At 68.9% G+C, this 3,396-nt stretch carries 4 protein-coding genes; all 4 read right to left on the reverse strand.

Annotated elements, in window-relative coordinates; all coding sequences use genetic code 11:
* Positions 1-67: 67 nt before the first annotated feature.
* From VGH85_01185 to VGH85_01200, 4 genes are read right to left on the reverse strand one after another with little or no spacing between them, the layout of a single operon-like run.
* Positions 68-256 (reverse strand): hypothetical protein, encoded by a 189-nt coding sequence (locus tag VGH85_01185; protein HEY2172403.1) that lies wholly within the window; start codon positions 254-256, stop codon positions 68-70.
* An 11-nt stretch (positions 257-267) separates the two neighbouring features.
* Positions 268-1,638: an amidase gene (locus tag VGH85_01190; protein ID HEY2172404.1), complete on the reverse strand. Its 1,371-nt coding sequence runs from the start codon at positions 1,636-1,638 to the stop codon at positions 268-270.
* Positions 1,639-1,643: 5 nt separating this feature from the next.
* Positions 1,644-2,441: an ATP-binding cassette domain-containing protein gene (locus VGH85_01195; GenBank protein HEY2172405.1), complete on the reverse strand. Its 798-nt coding sequence runs from the start codon at positions 2,439-2,441 to the stop codon at positions 1,644-1,646.
* Positions 2,428-3,249: an ABC transporter ATP-binding protein gene (locus VGH85_01200; GenBank protein HEY2172406.1), complete on the reverse strand. Its 822-nt coding sequence runs from the start codon at positions 3,247-3,249 to the stop codon at positions 2,428-2,430. Before VGH85_01200 ends, VGH85_01195 begins: the two co-directional genes overlap by 14 nt.
* Positions 3,250-3,396: the final 147 nt, after the last annotated feature.

Genomic DNA, 3,396 nt, shown 5'->3' on the forward strand with positions numbered 1-3,396 from the left:
GGGGACAGCTCCTTCGCCTTGATCTTCTCGGCGGCTCCGGCGAGGGTCAGCTCATAAGGTTCCACGGTCACTCCCAGCGGGCGTTGAGGGCGGTGGCGGGGGGCGTCTCGCCGAGCTCGAGGGTGTCGAGCTGGTCGAGCATCGCGTACACCGCTTCCGCGGTGTGGCGGACGATCTCGACGCGTTCGGGCGGCAGGTCCACGCGCGCGGTGCGCAAGGCGTGCTCCAGTGCGTCGCCTTGGAACGTTCGGGGCATTCGATCTCCCATCACTCGGTCAGCGGGGGTTGCTGAGTGTGCCAGTCGGTCCGCTGCTGGTACGCCTCGCCGGCGCGCAGAATCGTGGCCTCGTCGAACGGCCGCCCGATGAGCTGCATGCTGATCGGCAGCCCGTCGGCGAAGCCGCACGGCACGGCGAGTCCGGGCAGCCCGGCGGCGTTCAGCGGCGCGGTCAGTCGGCTCAGCGTCGGCATGACCTCGCCCGGCACCGAACCGTACGGGGGCGCGGTGACCGGGAGCGTCGGCGTGGCCAGAATGTCCACTTCGGACAACGCGGATCGGAAACCTGCCACGATGCGCCGTCGCCGGTGTAGGGCGTCGACGTAGGCGGTGCCGGGGATCGCGGCGCCGGCGATCAGCCGAGTCCGGGTGTCCTCGGTGTAGTCGTGCGACCGGATGGCCATTTCTTCTTGATGGATCAGCGCCGCCTCGACGCCGACGATCGTGGTGATCACCTCACTGGAAATCTCCACGTCCGGCACGGTCACCTCCACCAGTCGCGCTCCGGCGCTGACCAGGACGTCGAGCGCGGCCTGTACCCCGTCCCCGACCTCGGGCATCAACCCGTCGAAGAAGTGGTTGGCCGGGACGCCGACCCGCAGCCCGTCGATCCCGGAATCCAGGCCGGCGAGCACATTGGTCACCGGCTCGTCGACCGAGTCCGGGTCGGCGGGGTCGAAGCCGGTGATGCTCTGGAACACCAGCGCCGCGTCCCGCACCGTGCGGGTCAGCGGTCCGGTGTGGTCGAGCGACCAGGACAACGGCGCGACGCCCCGCTTGCTGACCCGCCCGAACGTCGGCTTCAGCCCGACCAGGCCGGTCAGCCCGGCGGGTATCCGGATCGAGCCCCCGGTGTCGCTGCCCATGGCGGCCAAGCACAGTCCGGCCGCCACTGCCGCCGCCGAACCGCCGCTGGACCCGCCCGGAATGGTGTCGAGGTTCCACGGGTTCCGGGTCGGCGCGGAGACCACCCCGAAGGCGAACTCGTGGGTGACCGTCTTGCCGACGAGCACCGCGCCCGCCGCCCGCAACAGGCCGGTGACCGCCGAGTCCTCCGCCGCGAGGTGCCCGGCCCGGACCGCCGAACCGCACAGCGTCGGCTTGCCCGCGACGTCGTAGAGATCCTTGAGCGCCAACGGAACGCCGGGCAGGAGTCCGACCCGGTCACCACGGCTGACCGCGGCTTCGACCTCCCGCGCCTGGGCGAGCGCCTCCTCGGCGTACACCTCCACATAGGACTCGAGCCGAGGGTCGTACCGCTCGATACGTGCCAGCACGGCCTGGGTCAGCTCCACCGGCGACAGGGTGCCTGCCCGGATTGCGGTGGCGGCCTCGGAAACGCTGGGCAGCAGAGTGTCCATCCGGGTCATGGCAGCACCGGTTCCAGGACGGCATCCAGCAGCTCCCGGGTGACCTCGGACCGCGGCGAGCCGAACAGTTCGTCCACCGGCGCCTGCTCGACGATCTCGCCCTGGTGCAGCACCGCCGCCCGATCACACATGTGCTGAATGACCGCGAGATTGTGGCTGATCAGCACCAGGGTCAGCCCCCGTTCGGCCTGGATCTCCCGCAGCAGCGCCAGAATCTGGCCCTGCACCGAGACGTCGAGGGCCGACGTCGGCTCGTCGAGCACCACCAGATCGGGTTCTGCCGCCAGCGCCCGCGCGATGCCCAACCGCTGGCGCTGCCCGCCGGAGAACTCGTGCGGGTACCGCTGCGCCTGCTCGGCCTGCAGGCCGACCTTCTCCAGCAGTTCGATGACCCGCGCCTTCACCTCGCCCTTCGGATGCAGCCCGAACTTCCGCATCGGGTAGGCGACCTGCTCGCCGACCGACAGTCGGGGGTTGAACGCGGAACCGGAGTCCTGGAACACGATCTGCATCCGCCGCCGCAACGCGCGCAGTCGCGGCCGGGTCAGCGCCAGCACCTCGTAGCCATCGAACTCGATGTATCCGCTGGTCGGCTCCAACAGCCGCAGCAGCATTCGGCCGACGGTCGTCTTGCCGGAGCCGGATTCGCCGATCAGGCCGAATGTCTCTCCCCGCTCGACCTGGAACGAGGCGCCGTGCACCGCGACGAACTCGGTGCCCTTCCCGAACGCGCCCGGTGTCCGGTACACCTTCCGCAGGTCTTGCACATCGACGAGCACGTCACGCGCTGACACGGCGTACCTCCGAACGCAGGCGCAGCACGGAGCCCAGCAGCTTCTGGGTGTACGGGTCTTGAGGCTTTTCCAGCACCGTCGCGACGTCGCCGGACTCCACGATCTTGCCCGCGTACATCACCGCGACCGTCCGGCACAGTCGCGCCACCACACCGAAATCGTGGGTGATCATCAGGATCGCGGTGCCCAGTTCCCGGTTGACCTCGGCCAGCAGGTCGATGATCTGCTTCTGCACCGTCGCGTCCAACGCGGTGGTTGGCTCGTCGGCAATGAGCAGGTCCGGCCCGCAGGACAGGGCCAGCGCGATCATCACCCGCTGCCGCTGCCCGCCGGAGAGCTGGTGCGGATAGCTGGACAGCCGCCGCGACGCCTCCGGAATCCGGACCAGCTCCATCGCTTCCAGCGCCTTGAGTTTCGCCTCCCGCTTGCCGACCCGCTGGTGCAGCCGGATGACCTCGACCAGCTGGTCACCGACCCGGAAGAACGGGTCCAACGCGGTCATCGCGTTCTGGAAGACCATGCTGATCTTCTTGCCGCGGATCTCCCGCATCTCGCGATCGCTCTTGGTCAGCAGATCCTCGCCGTGGAAGAGGATCTGCCCGCCGGCGATGGTGGCGTTGCGGGAACCGAGCAGCCGCAGGATCGACAGACCGGTGACGGACTTACCCGAGCCGGATTCCCCGACCACACCGAGGATTCCGCCCCGCTCGATCTGGAAATCGACGCCGTCGACGGCCTTGACCGTGCCGTGCTCGGACGAGAAATGCGTCCGCAGGCCGGTCACCTTGAGTAGCGGATCGTTGGTCAATTGCGGCTTCCCGTCTGCTTGTGCGGGTCGAGGGCGTCCCGGATGCCGTCGCCGAGCAAGTTGAAGGCGATCGCAACGATGAAGATCATCAGCCCGGGGATCGTCGCTACGTGCGCATAGCCTTCGAGGAGCACCTCCCGCCCGTCG

The sequence above is a fragment of the Mycobacteriales bacterium genome, assembly GCA_036497565.1.
GTDB lineage: Bacteria > Actinomycetota > Actinomycetes > Mycobacteriales > QHCD01 > DASXJE01.